Here is an 18,345-nt window from a genome sequence, read left to right as displayed (position 1 = left end):
GTTTCAAAAAAACTTAGCGAGTTTTAGCTTTAAATTGCTAAAACCCATTTACATACTTGGGATTAGCCGTTATATTAATATTCAACTATTGTGATCGAGATCACAGAGAGTGGACAGGGGGATACAGAGATGAAAAGAAAAGAGACAAAATGGGTATGGTTGAGTGTGTTATTAGTATTTACATTGGCGTTGTCCGCTTGCGGAATCAAAAAAGAACCGGCAGCCACTCCGGCTTCGGGTGCATCAGATGATACACCAAAAACGGAAGCAGTCACGGGCCCTCTAAGTGGCAAACGGATCGCACTTATTATGGAATTCAATACAGGTACTTTCTCACAGCAATATGTACAGGGTGTAAAAGAAGAAATCGAAAAATTCGGTGGAGAACTGACAACCTTTGTTGCCGATAATGACAAAGCAAAGATGGTATCCTTGCTTGATAGCGCTATTAACCAGAAATTCGATGCCATTCTCACGGATCATGGAGATTCCCTGTTAGAGCCAGGCGTGAAGAAGGCAGTAGAACAGAATATTCCAGTGGTCGTGTTTGACGCAGCTATCAGTGTTCCGGGAGCCACAGTCCTGTCGCAGGATGATCAGAAGATGGCTGAGCTGACGCTGGAGCAAATGAAAAAAGATATCAATGGACAAGGAAATATTGTCAAAGTATGGGTAGCTGGGTTCGCACCGATGGAACGCCGTCAGATCGCATACGGTGAATTCATGAAAGCAAATCCGGACATCAAGGAAATAGCGACATTCGGTTCTGCACAGAACCCGGCGCTGGATACTCAAGCCAAAATGGAAGCTATTCTCAAGCAGTATCCAAAAGGTGAGATTACAGCTGTATGGACTGCATGGGATGAGTTCGCCAAAGGTGCAGCACGTGCGATTCAACAAGCTGGACGTGATGAGATCAAAGTGTATGGTATCGATATGAGTGACGAGGACCTGCAAATGATTCAGGACCCGAAAAATCCTTGGGTTGCTTCTGCTGCTGTTGATCCAACGGATATTGGACGCGTCCAGGTACGTTATGCTTATCAAAAACTGAACGGGGACGAGACGGAAGATGCAGTTGTTCTTAACCCGGTCTATGTTCAACGTGAAGCTCTGCCAGATAAACAAATCTCCACTTCGGAGCTGTCAGAGTTCGTTGAAGGTTGGGGTGGCAGCACACAAGGAATCAAGGACTGGATGAGCGAATACGGAATTACTGCTAAATAAGCAGCGTAAGGGAAGCGCGCCGCAAGGCGCGCTTTTTCAAACATAAATGAAGATATGTGTGGTCTGGATGAAAAAAGGGATGCTCCCGGAAGGGAACGATTGGAGGTTAACATCATGAGCACTGCACCGATTCTGCTTCAAATGGAACATATCCACAAGCAGTTTTCAGGTATTCCTGCACTGAAGGATGTGAATTTCTCTGTAAAAGGTGGGGAGATTCATGCGCTGTTGGGTGCCAATGGTGCCGGTAAGAGCACGTTAATGAAAATTCTGTCCGGTGCCTATCCATTGGATCAGGGTACGATTCAGTTGAGTGGACAAGCGTTACATTTAAGTTCTCCTGGAGACGCAAAGGCAAGTGGGATTCACTGTGTCTATCAGGAAGTGGATGCGGCACTGGTGCCACAGCTGACGGCTGCGGAGAACATTATGTTGGATCAGTTGGCTTCATCTGCCGGGGGTTGGTGGAAAAGTCCACGAAAACTGCAACAGCGTGCGGTTGAGGCGTTGAAGCAATTAGGAGCAGACATATCCGTTCACCAAAAAGTGGCCGATCTGACACTTGCAGAAAAACAGATGATACTGTTGGCACGGATTTTGATTCAGGATGCCAAAGTCATCATTTTTGATGAACCGACCGCACCGCTGAGCCAGGAAGAAACGGATGCATTTTTCCGGATTGTACATCTGCTGAAGGAACGGGGCGTAGCCTGCATTTTCATTACCCATCGTCTTGCGGAAGTGACAGGTCACTGTGATCGCGTTACGGTTATGAGAGATGGGCAACATGTATTTACCGGTGAAGCAAAGGGTCTGACGATCAACGATTTGGTTACACAGATGCTGGGCAAACCATTCGAAGAAGAGTTTCCAAAGACGGAAGCGCCCGTAGGGGAGCTACTGTTGGAGGCACGTGGGCTTCGGCGTGGAGTGAAAGTCAAAGGTGTTGACCTCTCTGTACGCCGAGGTGAAGTCCTCGCTGTGGTGGGTCTGGTAGGCGCGGGTAAAACGGAAAGCTCTCGTTTGCTGATTGGTGCAGATCGGCTGGAAGGAGGCGAGATCCGGCTTAACAACCGTAATCTACGCCTGTCTCAGCCTGCGGATGCGGCGGCTCTGGGAATTGTTTCTGTACCGGAGGAGCGACGTAAACAAGGAATCCTGATCCAGGAGAATGTGGAACGGAATTTAAGTCTGCCTTTGCTAAGCCGTCTTAGTACATTAGGTTTTGTAAGCCGCAAGCGGGAACGACTGAATGCTGAGTCATTGGTGAAACAGCTTGGAATTAAAACATCGTCGGTGAAACAGGAAGTGAAATATCTAAGTGGTGGTAATCAGCAGAAGGTAGCCATTGGTAAATGGCTTAATGCGGATGCGGATGTATTTATATTTGATGAGCCAACCAAAGGTGTAGATATAGGGGCAAAAAGTGACATTTTCCGCATCATCAATGAACTGGCTTTGGCGGGCAAGGGTGTCATCTATTTCACCTGTGAACTGGATGAAGGCATGGGAATTGGCGACCGAATCGCTGTCATGTGCGAGGGTGTTATCGTAAAAGAGTTCAAACGAGGCGAGACTAACCAAGAACAGCTGCTATACTATGCAAGCGGTGGACAAGAGGTGCAATCATGAAGGATAAATCACTGGATTTTGCGTTCCGTTACGGGGCGATTATTGTCATCATAGGTGTTATCGCATTTTTCGGCATTAAATTGCCTTATTTCTTTACGTACAGTAACTTGACCGATATTTTGGGCTCGATCTCGATCGTTACGTTTGTAGCGATCGGTGTTACGTTATCTCTCATTGTTGATGGATTTGATCTCTCGGTTGGGGCGACTGTCTCATTAACTACCGTCGTTACGGCTTCATTAATGATCTGGTATCAGCAACCGCTCGCAATCGTCATTATCGTGCCATTGATTATCGGGGCTGTTATTGGTTTACTGAACGCTTTGCTGATCGTAAAATTGCGTATTCCGGATTTGCTTGCAACCCTCGCCACGATGTACATCATCGGAGGTATTCACAAAACGTATGCACAGGGATACACCATTTATAATCACATGCAGTTCCCTGATGGAAGCAAAGCTGCGGGAGAGATGGACCCGACATTCCTGCTAATAGGGCAGGGTAAATGGCTTGGTATGCCGATATCGGTTATCATGCTACTTATTGCGGTAATAGGTGTGCATATCTTTTTGACGTATACGAAATATGGTCGCCAGATGTACATTACAGGTGGTAATGAGGAAGCTGCACGGTTGTCTGGAATCAAGGTAAAAAAGGTGCGTACACTCGCCTATGTAGCCGCTGGAGTGTTTGCAGCAATCGGGGGTATTATCTATGCTTCCAAAGTAGGATCTGGGCAAATTGATGCGGGATCACCGTTGTTAATGGAATCCGTAGCTGCAGTATTTGTCGGTTTCTCTGTGTTTGGTGCGGGTAAACCCAATGTCATCGGAACCTTCATTGGTTCGGTTCTGATTGGTGTACTTGTGAATGGTTTAACGATGATGAACGTACAGTATTTCACACATGATATTGTAAAAGGTGGGGTTCTCGTGCTTGCCCTGGCGGTTACATTTTACGTCTTAAACCGCAACCGGACTTGAAATTGTGGGCTGTCTGTATTAGTATGAAATTTGTTCGGCGTCTGAAATGCCCGTGGTTTCAGACGACATTCTGCCGAAAATGACTGTTGACCGCAGGCGGAGATTTGTGTTCAGCGCTCAAGATGTACGTAGATTTTTTGCGTATGAACGTATATTTCGCTATAAAACGGAAACACAGTATAACATTCAGGACATTGATACAGGAGGTGAAAAACAAATGAACAAATCAGACTTGATTACACACGTATCTGAAGCGACTGAATTGTCCAAGAAAGATGTAACGAAAGCGGTTGATGCCGTATTCGAAGCAATCTCTGAGGCTCTTCAAAGCGGAGATAAAGTACAATTGGTTGGTTTTGGGAACTTCGAAGTTCGCGAGCGCTCTGCACGTAAAGGACGCAACCCGCAAACAGGTGAAGAAATCGAAATTCCTGCGAGCAAAATTCCTGCATTCAAACCAGGTAAAGCGCTCAAAGACGGAATTAAATAAGATTTCTACATATTCCATATGTCGACAAAAAGACCGTGACTTGTTCACGGCCTTTTCTTTTGCCCTTTAACGATGATTCTTGCGGTTCATTCGTATAAGGCGCAGGTTGACAAATGAAACAATCTTTATCATCATTAACGCTATCGAACGAAAGAAGGGGACATGCGTGATGGATCATCCAACCGGCAATGATTATATTGTAATTAAGGCAGAGGAAAATGGTGTCCAGGTGATCGGATTAACCCGAGGTCAGGATACACGTTTTCACCACACCGAGAAATTGGACAAGGGTGAAGTGATGTTTGCCCAATTTACCACCCATACTTCAGCTATTAAAATCCGGGGCAAAGCCACGCTGATTACCAAGCATGGACAGATTGAATCGGAGTAATGTACAGATTGAATATATTCAAATGAAGATTGCAGGCATAGCCTGCTTTTTTTCATTGTACAATGAGGTATGAGCCTTTACCGGACAGACTACACTAACAGGTAAAGGCAGGGAGGCGTATATGAAACCGCGGATGATTGTTACTGCTTCAATGCTGGCAACGGTTGCGGCGGTCTTTCTGCTTGTTGCGATACAAACCTTACATATGCGTACATGGGGCGGGGACAACGTACAGCCTGCCTCTGCATCACATCATCCAGTTCAGCTAACGAATGACAATCTGGTTGATGTGCTAAGTTCCATGCAACTATCAACGCCCATTGCAAGAGTGGAATGGAAACAGTCTATTTTGACGCTGGACCTCAAAGTTAAAGGAACGGGTACAAGTTACACTGAAATCTATGAAAACATGGCAGCTGTGGCGGATCTGGGCTTTCGGAGCCTGGATAACGTGGATCAGGTGCTGCTGCGTGTGATGGCAGAAGATGAATGGATGCATAAACGACATCTGTTACTTGCTGCTGATATTCGGCGTGGAGAGTGGCCTCTGTATGCGATTGAAACATTACGGAACTGGAAAAGTGCGGCCTTTTCAGATGAATTGAAGGACTGGTTTCATTTGATGGAGACCGAACTCTGGAAGAAGCAATTCGAAATGACAAGTCAGGGGTAATAGAATAGCAGGATTCAGTGCGTGCCCGTTCAACATATGCTATAATATATAAGATTGTAGTGCAGAAATAGTTTAACAATGTTAAGGCTCGGAGGCTGAGAATGAATTCATATCGCGTACCCCAACTAGCAAAGAAATATACGGATTACGACATGATTCGACAACATACGGAAATCCCATCATTTCCGGATAGCCGGGCACGTCTGTTGCAGGTATTTGTGGGCCGCACAGACGAAAAGGTGCATCAAGAGTTATATGCTCTTGCAACTTCGCTCGTTCAGTTGGCCATGGATACGCATGATCGAATCGATACCATTTCCGGTGAGCGGAGAGAGCAGGAGATGCGTTCACGCCAGTTGAATGTACTCGCCGGGGATTATTTAAGTAGCCGTTTTTATCAATTGCTTGCCCAAGCGGGCAGAATTGAAATGATTGGCAAACTCAGTGGTGCTGTATCCGGAGTGAACGCACGCAAGATGACGCTGTATGAACGGATGAAGAAGCTTCTCGTTTCGGCTGATGAATACTTGCGTGAAACGGTACAGCTGAGGATGCAGCTGTTTCTTTCATTTACAGGCATGATTCAACATAACGAAGAGTCATTATGGAACAGCCTGCTGACCGAATTCAGCTCCTGCGAAACGATCGTGGAAGAACTGAAGCGGATGAATGACGCAAAACAATATCTTCATTGCTATGCATACTGGCACATATACGAGCACGGTAATGACGATGAACGCAATGTGTTGCGTCAGTCTGAACCGGATGCACGTGCATGGAATGCTATGGTGCTGAAGCATAGGGTTGGCGAGGTTTTGCTGGACAAGCTTCGCGAGTGTACACACCGCATTCAACTGTTGTTGCAAGACGAGGAAGGGCGGATGGGTTTGCATGAGATACATGCAATTCTAGAGCCTTACCTGGCATATTTGCAGCCTTCACATGCGGCAGTAAGGGAAGATTGAGGGGGAGACAGACGAATGGGGAGCGGAGAGACCAAACCGAAAGAAGAATATGTCCATTCGGTTTTTCAGAGTATAGCCGGAAAATATGATGTCATGAATGATATTCTAAGTTTCCGCAGGCATAAGGCTTGGCGTAAATTCACCATGAAAAAGATGAATATGTCCAAAGGCGATACCGGTCTTGATTTGTGCTGCGGCACATGTGACTGGACGCTTGCTATGGCAGAGGCAAGTGAAACGGGGCACATGCACGGACTTGATTTCAGTAGCAACATGCTGGAGGTCGGCCAAACAAAGATCAATGCGGTGCAACGTCAAAAGCAGATTACCCTGACACAGGGAAATGCTATGTCACTTCCTTATGAAGACAATTCATTTGATTATGTGACGATCGGGTTCGGGCTGCGTAATGTCCCTGATCTCAGACAAGTGTTGTCTGAGATGAAACGTGTGGTCAAACCGGGCGGTATGGTTGTGTGTCTGGAATTGTCCAAGCCAACATGGCAGCCGTTCAAAGGTATTTATTATTTTTATTTTGAGAAGGTTTTACCGAATCTTGCCAAAGTGTTTGCTAAAAGTTTTGAGCAGTACAAATGGTTGCCGGACTCACTGGCCATTTTTCCGGGAAGGCAGGAACTGGCAGACATTTTTGCAGAAACTGGATTACAACAAGTGCAGGCCTACCCTCTGACCGGAGGTATAGCGGCACTGCATATTGGAACCAAGGAGAATCAGCATGTTTAGGAAAATTCGCATCTTTTTAGAAATGATCAAGATTGAACACACGCTTTTTGCTTTACCTTTTGCATTTATGGGGGCCATTCTCGGCTCTATGGTAGTGAATGATACCTTCCCAAGCTGGATGCAGATCATGTGGGTATTGCTTGCGATGGTCGGCGCACGTAGTGCGGCTTTTGGTTTGAACCGAATTATTGACCAAGCGATTGATGGCAAAAACCCGCGTACCGCGATGAGAGCCATCCCGGCAGGACTGTTGAAAAATGGGGAAGTTGTTATATTTGTCATTATCTCATTTATATTGTTATTCTGGGCCTCATCCAATCTTAATGTATTATCGATGCAGCTGTTGCCTATTGCTGTGTTTATGTTAGTACTGTATTCGTATACCAAACGATTCACATGGTTATGCCACGTTGTCCTCGGAATGACGATTGGTTTGGCACCACTTGGTGGCTGGGTAGCTGTAACAGGAACGATGGATTGGACAGCGATTGTGCTGTACGTTACGATTGTGTTCTGGACAGCGGGTTTTGATATTATCTATGCATGTCAGGATCTGGATTTCGATCAGGGAGAGGGGCTTCACTCCATACCTTCCCGTTTTGGCTTGGTTAAATCCTTGCAGATCGCCAAGTTCTTCCATGGGATTACTGCAATTGGTTTTCTTGCGTTATTATTGATGACAGATCTGAGCTGGTGGTATGGCGTAGGCATGTTGGTGACGTATGGAATTCTGTTCTACCAACACTATATTGTATCGCCTAATGATATGAGCCGTGTTCAAACGGCGTTTTTTACCATGAACAGTTTGCTTAGTTTAATTGTATTTACGTTCACTCTGATTGATCTGGCGGTGAAATAAATGGTGCAGCAGCCGGACAATAAACGACTGGTTGTCGGAATTACCGGAGCGAGTGGCAGCATATATGGCATTCGATTAATTGAAACACTGCTTGATTTGGAATATAACGTTCATCTGGTCATATCCAATGCAGGGTGGCGTGTACTGAAAGAAGAATTGGACTGGGATGTGACGAATCGGGACGCGGTGCTGGAAGAAAAATTCGGCAACCGTGCCGGTTCTCTGATCTATCATCCTGTGAGTGATATAGGGGCCTCCATTGCAAGTGGTTCTTATCTGGCCGACAGCATGGTTATCATGCCATGTTCTATGGGAACTCTTTCGTCCATCGCGCAGGGATCATCGGATAATCTGATGTCTCGCGCAGCCGATGTTATGATGAAAGAGGGAAGAACATTGATCCTCGTACCACGTGAGACGCCTCTTCATGCAATCCATCTGGAGAACATGCTGAAGCTTTCTCGTCTTGGTGTACGAATGATACCGGCTATGCCTGCTTTTTATTACAAACCTCAGACTATGGATGAGTTGATTCTGTTTTTGGTGGGGAAAGTGCTGGATAGCTTGCGCATCCCACATCAACTGTTTACAAGATGGGGAGAACCGGATGAACGGGGATAACGACTGAGTTCGATACAAGGCTGTTTTTTGCCAACGTGTTGCTCGGTTTATTTGTCCCCCGAATCCCGGGGTATTGGTGAGTGCTGATGGTGAGTCTTCATGAACCACAGTCTTGACCCATGCTCCGGCAACTTCTGTATTTTGTTTCAGAACAAGTCGCAGAGTTTAATTTCCGGGTGTCGGCTATGACATTCGGAGAAGAAAAATACGTTAGATTACCTTATAGCAAAACACAAGCAAGAACGGTAAGCCGGGTTTTTCGTAATGCCTGCAGGCCCGACTTGCTGGAGGGGAAGGTAAGCATGAATTTATGGACTGACAATACGCTGATACGGGTGAACGAATGAAACTATTGGATATTTTCGGGTTGTTAAAAAAGGACATGGATTACATTGAGAAAGAGTTGTATCGCAGTGTTCGAGGAGAACAGAAGCTGCTGAGTGAAACGTCACTTCACTTGCTCAAAGCAGGAGGAAAACGGTTACGGCCCGTTTTTGTGTTACTTGGCGGGAAATTTGGTACATACGACATTGAACGTCTGAAGCTGGTTGCGGTTCCGCTGGAGCTGATTCATTCGGCATCCCTTGTTCACGATGATGTTATTGATAATGCGGAGACGCGCCGAGGCAAACCCACGGTGAAGTCAAAATGGGATAATCGGATTGCCATGTACACTGGAGACTATATCTACGGTAAGGCACTTGAAATGACTGCAGGCTTATCCGATCCAGCTATTCATCGTATCCTTGCCAAAGCCATGGTACAGATGTCCATTGGTGAGATGGAGCAAATTCGCGACTTTTTCAATACGGGACAAAGTGTTCGTAACTATCTGCTGCGGATTCGCCGCAAAACAGCACTTTTGATTGCGGTTAGCTGTCAGTTAGGGGCATTGGCTACACGTGCGCCTGAACATGTATCTTCCCTGCTGTATACGTACGGATACAATGTGGGGATGGCTTTCCAGATTCAAGATGATGTACTTGATCTGGTGGGTACCGAGAAACAACTTGGCAAGCCACCTGGCAGTGACATGAAGCAAGGGAATATCACTCTTCCTGTACTTTATGCCTTGGAAGAATCCGATCTGCGGGAACCTTTGCTTAAGGAGATTTCCCGTGTCCAGCATGAAGAAGGACGGGCAAGTGCATCGGATGCAATTGGAATGATTCGCCAAAGTCAAGGAATTGCTAAAGCAGAAGCCCTTGCTGACCGATATATGAAGAAAGCGCTCGATGCTCTCGATCAGCTACCTAACATCAAGACGACCAAAAACCTGCGTGATATCGCTCATTTTGTGGTTAAACGTACGCATTAAACTTTGTATGACCTTCAACTCTCGGATTGCTCACACCCAAAGATGAACAGAACTGTGATATTCCTCATTGGGAGGATTTGGACATGTATGTTACAATCAGAGGGATTGCGTTTACATAGTGATTAACTTTGAACCGTGAGTGAGGAGTGAGCTGATGGATCGTACATTTTTGATGGTGAAGCCGGATGGTGTGCAGCGTGGATTGATCGGTCGAATTATTAGCCGTCTGGAAGACAAAGGATTTAAGTTGGTGGCAGGCAAATTGGTGCAGATGTCTGAGGATCAGGCAAAACGTCATTATGCTGAACATGAGGGCAAACCGTTTTTCGATGATTTGGTTCGTTTTATCACATCTGGGCCTGTATTTGCCATGGTGTGGGAAGGGGACGATATTGTGGCGCTTGCGCGCATCGTCATCGGAAAAACCAATGTGAAAGAAGCAGCTCCGGGTACCATTCGCGGAGACTTCGCCAGCCACACACCACATAATCTGATTCATGGGGCAGATTCACCAGAAAGTGCTTCCCGTGAAGCAGCAAATTTCTTTGCTTCAGATGAACTGGTGGTATACGACAAGAGTATCGCAGCCTGGTTGTAATTATTAGCCAAAAGGGTGATACACGATGCTGGAGCAAGAACAACTACTAGACCCGGATTACACCGGATTCATTCGTAAAATCAAAGAGAGCACAGGCATTGATCTTGCTCAATACAAGGAAGGCCAGATGAAAAGAAGGCTGACCACACTTCGCAACAAAAACGGGTTTCATACATTTTCTAACTTTTTTGAAGCTATGCAGAAAGATAAATCATTGTTTTACGAGTTCCTTGATCGTATGACGATTAACGTGTCGGAATTCTGGCGTAATCCCAACCGTTGGGAAGTGCTGCGGGACGAGATTCTGCCTGAGCTGTTGGGTTCCAAGCGTCGTGCTAAAGTTTGGAGTGCAGCCTGTTCAACAGGTGAAGAACCTTATACACTCGCCATGATTTTGGACACGATGGGTATTTTGAAGGACAGCTCCATTACGGCAAGTGATCTGGATGAAGGTGCATTGGCCAAAGCCAAGGAAGGGCGTTATATGGAACGCTCGCTTAAGGATGTGCCTAAGGAAACCGCGAACCGTTACTTCAAGCAGGATGGCTTGGTATACCGTATTGATGAGCAACTCAAAAATTCGATCAAGTTCATGAAACAAAATTTGCTGGTGGACCGTTTTGACGATGGGTACGATCTGATTGTGTGCCGGAATGTCATGATCTATTTTACCGAGGAAGCCAAAAACCTGTTGTATCACAAATTTGCAGCAAGTTTGCGTCCAGGCGGTATTTTGTTTGTGGGCAGTACGGAGCAGATTTTCTCCCCGGGACAATATGGTCTGGAGACAGCAGAGACATTTTTCTATCGGAAAAAATAATGATAATGGTTGTTCAGCCGTCTGAAGCACATGTACATGTGTTCAGGCGGTTATTTGTATACCAAGTACAAGAAAGAGCCGACTTTCTTGTCAAAGCCGGTCAGCTATACTATAATAAGCAAAGAAATTATGGGATTTTAGCAATGTGAAGTTTAACAGTTTAAAGGGGGAACGTATTATGAGTTTACGCTATTTAACCGCAGGGGAGACGCACGGACCCCAATTGACCGCTATTATTGAAGGATTGCCAAGTAATTTGACGATTGACTTTGAAGAACTGAATTTCCAGCTTCACCGCCGCCAAAAGGGATATGGCCGTGGACGCCGGATGCAGATCGAGAAGGATCAGGCGAATTTCGTTGGTGGTATCCGTCACGGATATACAACAGGTGCTCCGGTAGCGCTGGTTGTTCAAAATAACGACTGGAAACATTGGCAGAATATTATGAATATTGAGCCGGTTGAAGGCAGTGACGAGGAGAAACGTCGCGTTCACCGTCCTCGTCCCGGACACGCTGATCTGAACGGTGGACTCAAGTATAATCTCAAAGACTTGCGTAACGTACTGGAGCGCTCCAGTGCACGTGAGACAACGGTACGTGTGGCATGTGGTGCCATTGCACGTCAATTCCTGGCTGAATTCGGAATCAAGGTAGCTGGACGTGTACTTCGCATTGGAGAGATCGAAGCTCCGTATCAGGACCTTCCGATTGATGAACTGATCGCGGTGACAGAAGCTTCCTCTGTACGTGTTACGGATGCTGAGACAGAGAAGAAGATGGAAGCCTACATCGACCAGATTAAACAAGAAGGCGATTCCATCGGAGGAATAGTGGAATGTATCGTTGAAGGGGTACCTATTGGTCTCGGTAGTTATGTTCAATACGATCGCAAGCTGGATGCACGAATCGCTCAAGGCGTAATGTCCATTAATGCATTCAAAGGTGTAGAGATTGGTATCGGATTCGAAGCCGGAGTCATTCGGGGATCACAGGTGCATGATGAAATCATGCATACGGACGAGCGCGGCTACCACCGGGCAACCAACCGTCTCGGTGGATTCGAAGGTGGTATGACGAACGGTATGCCAGTCGTTGTACGTGGTGTGATGAAGCCGATCCCAACGTTGTATAAGCCACTGCAAAGTGTTGATATTGATACAAAAGAAGCATTTACGGCTCAGGTTGAGCGCTCGGACGCTTGTGCTGTACCCGCAGCGAGTGTGGTTATGGAGCATGTTGTAGCGTGGGAAATTGCCAAAGCATTCCTGGAGAAATTCGGCGGCGATTCCATGGAAGAGATCCGTGCCAATGTTGCTAGTTATAACACTCAACTGGAGAATTACTAATATGCGTCAGCTGACGGTACAGTTGGAGGAACGCTCATATCCGATTCTGATTGGTAGCGGCCTATTGGCACAAGCCCCTCAATATTTTGAGCAATATGGCTTGACCAAAAAAAGTCCGTTACTCATCATTACAGATGAAAATGTGGCTCCCAAATACTTGTCAGGTTTGGAGCAAACGCTGCGTACGGCTGGTTATACAGTCGTATCGGCGGTTGTGCCCTCTGGTGAAACATCGAAATCCCTTTCGGTGTACCAGGATATGATGACCGTTGCGATCGAAGGTAAGCTGGATCGGAGTTCTGCGATTCTGGCCCTAGGTGGTGGGGTCGTAGGTGATCTGGCTGGCTTTGTTGCCGCTACATATATGCGTGGAATCAAGTTTGTTCAAGTACCTACAACGATTTTGGCGCATGACAGCAGTGTGGGCGGTAAAGTAGCTGTCAATCATCCGCTGGCCAAAAATATGATCGGTGCGTTCCACCAGCCCGAGCTAGTGCTCTATGATGTGGACACACTTCAATCCTTGCCACCACGAGATGTATCGGCAGGGTTGTCAGAGATGCTGAAGCACGGACTGATCCGTGATGAGGCTTTTGCACATTGGTGTGAGGAACATGCGGAAGAACTGCTTGCGCTTAATCCGGAAGCATTGGGATACGGCTTGGAGCGTGGTTGTAGTATTAAAGCAGAGATTGTATCCAGAGACGAACGGGAAAATGGAGAACGTGCGTTATTGAACCTGGGACATACGATTGGTCATGCCATTGAAGCGATTGCCGGTTATGGAGAATTCCTGCACGGAGAAGCGATCTCGATCGGTATGGCTGGATCAGCATTGCTTGGTGAGAAGCTTGGTGCGCCAGCAGGGCTCTATGAAGATACGGTCCGCATGCTGCGTTCACTTCGCCTTCCAACAACGATGCCTGCGCATCTCGACACGGATGCATTAATGGAAGCGATGATGCATGACAAAAAGTTCCGTGAAGGTCATATGGTGTTTATCATTCCTGATCGGATTGGGGCTGCAAGAATTGTGAAGGACGTACCTGTGTCGGCAGTTCGGGACGTCATTGAAACGCTCAGGAAGGGAGAATGACAGCAATGGTCACACGGGGAATTCGCGGGGCTACAACAGTCACGCAGAACAACGAAGAACAGATTTTGAAGGAAACGGCTGTATTGTTGCAGGAGATCGTGGATCGCAATGAGATCCAACCGGAAGATATCTGCAGTGTGTGGATTACGTTAACTGGGGATCTGGATGCTGCATTCCCGGCAAAAGCTATTCGCCAACTGGATGGCTGGGAACTTGTACCACTAATGTGTGCACTGGAGGTTCCTGTTAAAGGTGCCTTGGCGCAGTGCATTCGTTTCATGGTGCATGTGAACACAAACAAAGCTCAGAATGAAATCAACCATGTGTATCTGAACGGTGCACAGGCATTACGTCCGGATTTGGCAACACCTTCTGGCTCTTAAGTAGTGGGTTGTCAAACCGATCATAATGATGTATAGTGAGAACCAGTTGAGTAGAGTAGAGATTGAGCTGAGAGCAGCTGAGCTAGTGGAGTATATAGCAGAGTCCAGTGGGTGGTAACCGGGGCAACAGAAACCGGTCAACTGATTCACGGTACGTCGTGCTACGGAATAGGTAACAGGAACAGGGAAAACAAACGTGTCATAAGACACCTTTTGTTTTGATATATTTTGGTACAAACACAATCAATGCACTTTCCTATATTTTATGAAATGTTGGAATGAGTAGTTGAAGTGTTATAACTGATATATTTTCCCGAATTGGATGATGTGAGATGCATCAATTCAGTGACCTGTGAATAATCCGACAGCGAAGTATAGGGACTTGTTATTTATGAAGCATCACCCTGTTAAATGCAGCTTATAACCAAACCTCTACCTGATGGTAGAGGTTTTTTTTGTATATTGAATTGTTTCTTCTACACCTATAAGTTCAACTAAACTTTTACACAAAAACGGAGAGGACAGAAATAACGTGAAGAAGCGAAGCGTTCGCCTAAAAGCTTTCTGAAAGAAAGCTACATCGGAAGCATACGCTATCCCCTGATTTTCCCTTTTGAAAGGGAATCAAAAAAATCTGGGGATAACAGCGATCGGAAGGTTGTTCTGTCATTGGAGTGCTCAGTGTAAACCTCTTTAGTTGAACTTACCTAAATCTGAAAGGACGTGATCTAATGATAACGCCAAACGTTAATCAAGTACTGAAAATGTCGAATGAGTATAATCTGATTCCGGTAGTCAAACGGATTTTGGCAGACATGGAGACCCCGATTCGAATATTCCGCCGTTATGCTGACAACGACCGGGCATTCCTGCTGGAAAGTGTAGAGGGTGGTATTCAATGGGCGAGATACTCGTTCATCGGTACAGATCCGTTCCTGATGATTTCGGCCAAGAAAGGCCGGATTGTTGTAGAAGAAGCAGGGAAGACTCGTGAATTGCCAGGCAAACCGATCGAAGAACTGAAAGCACTGCTGCGTAAGTACCGCAGTCCAAAAGATGATGAACTGCCACCATTCACAGGTGGGGCAATTGGTTTCTTCGGATATGATCTGCTGTCCTATTATGAGAAACTTCCAGCTCACGCGCTGGATGACCTGAATATGGATGACATTCGTTTTATGTTCTGTGACCAGATTATCGTGTTTGACCATGTGAAGCAGCAGATGCTGCTCGTTGGTAATGTACACGTCAAGGAAGGTGCAACGGATGACGAGATACGTCAAGCGTATGCAGTGACTTCGGAGAAGCTGGAGCAGGCCGCAGAACGTTTGCAACAGCAAGGACCAGGGGAGAACCTGAATCCGCGTTCCATTCCGGGAGACGTGGAGCTGGGGGACATCCGCTCCAACCTCACGAAAGAGCAGTTTATCGGTAATGTGGAGCAAGCCAAAGATTACATTCGCGCAGGTGATATTTTTCAAGTGGTATTATCCCAGCGTTTCCACATTGATACGGAAGTTTCTCCGCTTCACGTGTATCGTGTGCTTCGGACCCTGAATCCATCACCTTATATGTACTACCTCAAAATGGATGATGAGATTATCGTGGGAACCTCACCAGAAGCGCTAGTCAAGGTGGACGGGAATCGTGTGGAGACACGACCGATTGCAGGTACACGTCCAAGGGGGGCAACAGAAGCGGAAGATCGTGCACTCGCTGCTGATCTGCTCCAGGATGAGAAGGAACGCGCGGAGCATCTGATGCTGGTTGATCTGGGGCGTAACGATCTGGGCCGGGTATCCAGCTTCGGCAGTGTGAAGTGTGACATGTTCATGGAGATTGAACGGTATTCTCACGTTATGCACATGGTATCCAATGTTACGGGCGAGCTAAGAGAAGATAAGGATTTCTTCGATGCATTCCTCTCTTGCTTGCCAGCGGGTACCGTATCCGGTGCACCGAAACTGCGAGCAATGGAGATTATCGCGGAACTGGAGAAAGAGGCACGGGGTGCTTATGCAGGAGCAATCGGATACCTCGGATTCTCGGGTAACATGGACTCCTGTATTACGATTCGTACGATTATTTTCAAAAAAGGAAAAGCTTATGTACAGGCCGGAGCGGGAATCGTATGGGATTCTGTACCTGAGAATGAATATGAGGAAACGGTTAACAAAGCTAAAGCGTTGCTCAAAGCGATTCGAACAGCAGAAGCAATGTTTCCTGCCAAAGAAAAGGACAGCACGTTGAGACTGGCGAATGCAGACTACTTTGTCACACCAGCGGCCGCTAAGAACTGAGAGAGGAGAGACCGGAGATGAACATAAACCCAATAATGAATGAGAACCCTGTAACCCCCATTGCTGAAATTACTCGTGAGGAAGGCATGAAGAATGGCCTGGCGAAGATTTTGGAGGGCAGCCATCTGGAGCAAGCCGAAGCAAGAGATTTGATGTACTCGATTATGAGAGGTGAGGCAACGCCGGCTCAAATCGGAGGTTTGCTGATGGCGCTGCGGATGAAGGGGGAAACGGTGGATGAGATCACCGGTTTTGCTGAAGCCATGCGTGGTCAGGGTGGACGAATTCTAACGGATGGCAGCGGTTTGCTGGACACGTGTGGAACAGGTGGATCGGGTATTCACAAATTCAACATTTCCACAGCATCCGCCATCATTGCTTCGGCCGTTTCGGTTCGGGTCGCCAAACATGGCAACCGTTCAGCTTCAGGTAAAGCGGGTAGTGCAGATGTATTAGAGGCACTCGGTGTAAATATCCATCTGAACGGGGAGCAGGCCAGACAATGTCTGGATGATATCGGAATCTGCTTCTGTTTTGCCCAGGTATATCACCCTTCCATGCGACATGCGGCAGGACCAAGAAAAGAGCTGGGAGTTCGCACCATTTTCAATATGCTCGGACCATTAACCAATCCTGCGGGAGCAGATCGCCAACTACTTGGCCTGTATGATCGTTCCCGGACGCCGATGATTGCTGAAGTACTGAATCGTCTTGGTCTCAAAAGAGCGTTGGTTGTGGCCAGCCATGATGGTCTGGATGAAATTAGCATCTCGGCACCGACTCAGGTATCTGAACTTCGCAATGGTGAAGTGCACACCTATGATATTGATCCACGTGATATGGGCTTGTCTCTGCATCCGCTCGAAGCGGTACTTGGAGGAGATGCGGCACAGAATGCCGAAATTATTAAGAGGATCTTCCAGGGTGAGCAGAGTGCCTATCGTGATGTCGTTCTGTTGAACGCCGGAGCGTGCATCTATGTATCCGGTCTTGCAGATAGCATTGCTGAAGGGGTAACACTTGCCGCAGAAGCGGTAGATTCGGGCAAAGCTGCCGGGAAGCTTGAACAGTTAATTCATACAACGGAGGCGTACAGTCATGTATCTTGATCGAATCGTTGCAACCAAACATAAAGAAGTTGAAGTTCTTGCACAGACATTTCGCATGGATGAAGCTATCCAAAAAATCGAACAACTACCCGCAACTCGGGGGTTTGAAAAAGCATTATCAAGCAGACGCAATCGCAAACTCGGCCTTATTGCTGAAGTGAAGAAGGCTTCGCCGTCCAAAGGGTTAATTCGTCCGGATTTTCATCCGGTAGAGATTGCTGCCGCTTATGAGCGAGCGGGTGCTGACTGCATCTCCGTATTAACGGATGTGTCGTATTTTCAAGGCAGCAACGAGTACTTGCAGGCGATTCATCAAGCGGTGAACATTCCGCTATTACGCAAGGATTTTATTATAGATGAACGACAGATTGCCGAGGCCAGATTACTGGGTGCAGATGCAATACTGCTGATTGCCAGCATTCTGACACCTGAACAGATTCGTCAATATCTGGAATTTGCCAAAAGCTTGGGGTTGGATGCCTTGATTGAAGTCCATGATCGAACAGAACTGGAGCAGGTATTGGAGATTCCGCAGGCAACCCTTGTGGGCATCAATAATCGGAATTTGAAAACATTCGAAACCAGTCTGAACACGACACTGGATTTGATGGAATTGATTCCAAGTAGCGTTACCTTGATTAGCGAAAGTGGTATTGACGGACCAGAATCAACAGTACCTCTGATCCAGGCCGGCGTTCACGGTATTCTCGTAGGTGAGCATCTCATGCGCAAGGATGATGTCGAGGCGGCTGTATATGATCTGATGGGACCCAAATGATGAATACTTC

At 46.8% G+C, this 18,345-nt stretch carries 19 protein-coding genes; all 19 read left to right on the top strand.

What is annotated here, in order from left to right:
- Positions 1 to 129: 129 nt before the first annotated feature.
- The 19 genes from ACE04G_RS03295 to trpC all read left to right on the top strand — a co-directional run bounded on the left by ACE04G_RS03295 (position 130) and on the right by trpC (position 18,335).
- Positions 130 to 1,227: a sugar ABC transporter substrate-binding protein gene (locus ACE04G_RS03295; protein WP_036672016.1), complete on the top strand. Its 1,098-nt coding sequence runs from the start codon at positions 130 to 132 to the stop codon at positions 1,225 to 1,227.
- Between the two features lie 114 nt (positions 1,228 to 1,341).
- Positions 1,342 to 2,859, top strand: coding sequence for a sugar ABC transporter ATP-binding protein (locus ACE04G_RS03290; protein WP_221820308.1), 1,518 nt, complete (start codon positions 1,342 to 1,344; stop codon positions 2,857 to 2,859).
- A complete protein-coding gene (locus ACE04G_RS03285) occupies positions 2,856 to 3,842 on the top strand; it encodes an ABC transporter permease (RefSeq protein WP_017687695.1) in 987 nt (328 codons plus the stop codon). The genes ACE04G_RS03290 and ACE04G_RS03285 overlap by 4 nt, the downstream gene beginning before the upstream one ends.
- Positions 3,843 to 4,059: 217 nt before the next feature.
- A complete protein-coding gene (locus ACE04G_RS03280) occupies positions 4,060 to 4,332 on the top strand; it encodes an HU family DNA-binding protein (RefSeq protein WP_024630670.1) in 273 nt (90 codons plus the stop codon).
- Positions 4,333 to 4,501: 169 nt separating this feature from the next.
- Positions 4,502 to 4,723 carry a trp RNA-binding attenuation protein MtrB gene (gene mtrB / locus ACE04G_RS03275; RefSeq protein WP_017687697.1) on the top strand — a complete coding sequence of 74 codons (222 nt, stop codon included), beginning with the start codon at positions 4,502 to 4,504 and terminating at the stop codon, positions 4,721 to 4,723.
- A gap of 121 nt (positions 4,724 to 4,844) precedes the next feature.
- On the top strand, positions 4,845 to 5,396 hold the full coding sequence (locus ACE04G_RS03270; RefSeq protein ID WP_076209915.1) for a hypothetical protein: 552 nt from the start codon (positions 4,845 to 4,847) through the stop codon (positions 5,394 to 5,396).
- A gap of 101 nt (positions 5,397 to 5,497) precedes the next feature.
- Positions 5,498 to 6,361, top strand: a complete 864-nt coding sequence (locus ACE04G_RS03265; protein WP_221820310.1) for a heptaprenyl diphosphate synthase component 1 — start codon at positions 5,498 to 5,500, stop codon at positions 6,359 to 6,361.
- A gap of 15 nt (positions 6,362 to 6,376) precedes the next feature.
- Positions 6,377 to 7,105 carry a demethylmenaquinone methyltransferase gene (locus ACE04G_RS03260; RefSeq protein WP_017687700.1) on the top strand — a complete coding sequence of 243 codons (729 nt, stop codon included), beginning with the start codon at positions 6,377 to 6,379 and terminating at the stop codon, positions 7,103 to 7,105.
- Positions 7,098 to 7,964, top strand: a complete 867-nt coding sequence (locus ACE04G_RS03255; protein ID WP_449003578.1) for a UbiA-like polyprenyltransferase — start codon at positions 7,098 to 7,100, stop codon at positions 7,962 to 7,964. Before ACE04G_RS03260 ends, ACE04G_RS03255 begins: the two co-directional genes overlap by 8 nt.
- Positions 7,965 to 8,585, top strand: coding sequence for a UbiX family flavin prenyltransferase (locus ACE04G_RS03250; protein WP_221820317.1), 621 nt, complete (start codon positions 7,965 to 7,967; stop codon positions 8,583 to 8,585).
- 343 nt (positions 8,586 to 8,928) lie between these two features.
- Entirely contained in the window at positions 8,929 to 9,903 is a 975-nt protein-coding gene (locus ACE04G_RS03245) for a polyprenyl synthetase family protein (RefSeq protein WP_017687703.1), read from the top strand.
- Between the two features lie 154 nt (positions 9,904 to 10,057).
- Positions 10,058 to 10,501, top strand: coding sequence for a nucleoside-diphosphate kinase (ndk, locus tag ACE04G_RS03240; RefSeq protein WP_017687704.1), 444 nt, complete (start codon positions 10,058 to 10,060; stop codon positions 10,499 to 10,501).
- A gap of 25 nt (positions 10,502 to 10,526) precedes the next feature.
- A complete protein-coding gene (locus ACE04G_RS03235) occupies positions 10,527 to 11,321 on the top strand; it encodes a CheR family methyltransferase (protein ID WP_047843560.1) in 795 nt (264 codons plus the stop codon).
- Positions 11,322 to 11,499: 178 nt separating this feature from the next.
- Complete coding sequence (gene aroC, locus ACE04G_RS03230; protein WP_221820319.1) at positions 11,500 to 12,669, top strand: chorismate synthase; 1,170 nt, start codon at positions 11,500 to 11,502, stop codon at positions 12,667 to 12,669.
- A 1-nt stretch (position 12,670) separates the two neighbouring features.
- Complete coding sequence (aroB, locus tag ACE04G_RS03225; protein WP_221820321.1) at positions 12,671 to 13,765, top strand: 3-dehydroquinate synthase; 1,095 nt, start codon at positions 12,671 to 12,673, stop codon at positions 13,763 to 13,765.
- Between the two features lie 5 nt (positions 13,766 to 13,770).
- Entirely contained in the window at positions 13,771 to 14,148 is a 378-nt protein-coding gene (aroH, locus tag ACE04G_RS03220; RefSeq protein ID WP_036607677.1) for a chorismate mutase, read from the top strand.
- Positions 14,149 to 14,879: 731 nt separating this feature from the next.
- The gene (trpE, locus tag ACE04G_RS03215) at positions 14,880 to 16,448 is read left to right on the top strand and encodes an anthranilate synthase component I (RefSeq protein ID WP_449003579.1); all 1,569 of its coding nucleotides are present in this window, start codon (positions 14,880 to 14,882) and stop codon (positions 16,446 to 16,448) included.
- Between the two features lie 68 nt (positions 16,449 to 16,516).
- The gene (gene trpD / locus ACE04G_RS03210; protein WP_091034830.1) at positions 16,517 to 17,557 is read left to right on the top strand and encodes an anthranilate phosphoribosyltransferase; all 1,041 of its coding nucleotides are present in this window, start codon (positions 16,517 to 16,519) and stop codon (positions 17,555 to 17,557) included.
- Positions 17,547 to 18,335, top strand: coding sequence for an indole-3-glycerol phosphate synthase TrpC (trpC, locus tag ACE04G_RS03205; protein ID WP_405117902.1), 789 nt, complete (start codon positions 17,547 to 17,549; stop codon positions 18,333 to 18,335). The genes trpD and trpC overlap by 11 nt, the downstream gene beginning before the upstream one ends.
- The last annotated feature ends 10 nt before the right edge of the window (positions 18,336 to 18,345 follow it).

Source organism: Paenibacillus sp. AGC31 (genome assembly GCF_057334655.1).
Note: the sequence above shows the minus strand (reverse complement) of the source record. Positions and strands in the feature narration are given on the sequence as shown.

Bases quoted from the DNA above. Each gene is read 5' to 3' on its own strand.
- ACE04G_RS03255 (WP_449003578.1), top strand. From the start codon at position 7,098: ATGTTTAGGAAAATTCGCATCTTTTTAGAAATGATCAAGATTGAACAC.
- ACE04G_RS03235 (WP_047843560.1), top strand. From the start codon at position 10,527: ATGCTGGAGCAAGAACAACTACTAGACCCGGATTACACCGGATTCATT.
- aroC (WP_221820319.1), top strand. From the start codon at position 11,500: ATGAGTTTACGCTATTTAACCGCAGGGGAGACGCACGGACCCCAATTG.
- ACE04G_RS03250 (WP_221820317.1), top strand. From the start codon at position 7,965: ATGGTGCAGCAGCCGGACAATAAACGACTGGTTGTCGGAATTACCGGA.
- trpE (WP_449003579.1), top strand. From the start codon at position 14,880: ATGATAACGCCAAACGTTAATCAAGTACTGAAAATGTCGAATGAGTAT.
- ACE04G_RS03285 (WP_017687695.1), top strand. From the start codon at position 2,856: ATGAAGGATAAATCACTGGATTTTGCGTTCCGTTACGGGGCGATTATT.
- ACE04G_RS03295 (WP_036672016.1), top strand. From the start codon at position 130: ATGAAAAGAAAAGAGACAAAATGGGTATGGTTGAGTGTGTTATTAGTA.
- ACE04G_RS03270 (WP_076209915.1), top strand. From the start codon at position 4,845: ATGAAACCGCGGATGATTGTTACTGCTTCAATGCTGGCAACGGTTGCG.
- ACE04G_RS03245 (WP_017687703.1), top strand. From the start codon at position 8,929: ATGAAACTATTGGATATTTTCGGGTTGTTAAAAAAGGACATGGATTAC.
- ACE04G_RS03265 (WP_221820310.1), top strand. From the start codon at position 5,498: ATGAATTCATATCGCGTACCCCAACTAGCAAAGAAATATACGGATTAC.
- mtrB (WP_017687697.1), top strand. From the start codon at position 4,502: ATGGATCATCCAACCGGCAATGATTATATTGTAATTAAGGCAGAGGAA.
- ACE04G_RS03260 (WP_017687700.1), top strand. From the start codon at position 6,377: ATGGGGAGCGGAGAGACCAAACCGAAAGAAGAATATGTCCATTCGGTT.
- trpC (WP_405117902.1), top strand. From the start codon at position 17,547: ATGTATCTTGATCGAATCGTTGCAACCAAACATAAAGAAGTTGAAGTT.
- ACE04G_RS03280 (WP_024630670.1), top strand. From the start codon at position 4,060: ATGAACAAATCAGACTTGATTACACACGTATCTGAAGCGACTGAATTG.
- ndk (WP_017687704.1), top strand. From the start codon at position 10,058: ATGGATCGTACATTTTTGATGGTGAAGCCGGATGGTGTGCAGCGTGGA.
- aroB (WP_221820321.1), top strand. From the start codon at position 12,671: ATGCGTCAGCTGACGGTACAGTTGGAGGAACGCTCATATCCGATTCTG.
- ACE04G_RS03290 (WP_221820308.1), top strand. From the start codon at position 1,342: ATGAGCACTGCACCGATTCTGCTTCAAATGGAACATATCCACAAGCAG.
- aroH (WP_036607677.1), top strand. From the start codon at position 13,771: ATGGTCACACGGGGAATTCGCGGGGCTACAACAGTCACGCAGAACAAC.